We start from the raw sequence: 311 nt of genomic DNA on the forward strand, positions 1-311 counted from the left end.
AAAACCTTCGGCATTCTTGGTATGACAATTATTGCAACCTTAGTGACGGGAATTTATATTTATCGTTATTTACCTAAATCAGAAGAAAAAGAATAAGGAAAAATCTATGTCAGTATTTATTGAAACCAATACAGGTCGACAATCCAAAGGAAATTTATTACTTCGTACCTTAGCTATGCCATCAGACACTAATGCTAATGGCGATATTTTTGGCGGTTGGATTATGTCCCAAATGGATATGGGCGGTGCTATTTTAGCGAAAGAAATTGCCCATGGGCGTGTGGTAACGGTTGCCGTAGATAGTATGACAT

At 37.3% G+C, this 311-nt stretch carries 1 protein-coding gene; it reads left to right on the top strand.

Annotated features, from left to right (window positions below):
* Positions 1-106: 106 nt before the first annotated feature.
* On the top strand, positions 107-311 hold a 205-nt coding region (locus tag EII42_RS12690), incomplete at its 3' end, for a hotdog domain-containing protein (RefSeq protein WP_305000359.1).

Source organism: Tessaracoccus sp. OH4464_COT-324, from assembly GCF_003932855.1.
Lineage (GTDB): Bacteria > Actinomycetota > Actinomycetes > Propionibacteriales > Propionibacteriaceae > Arachnia.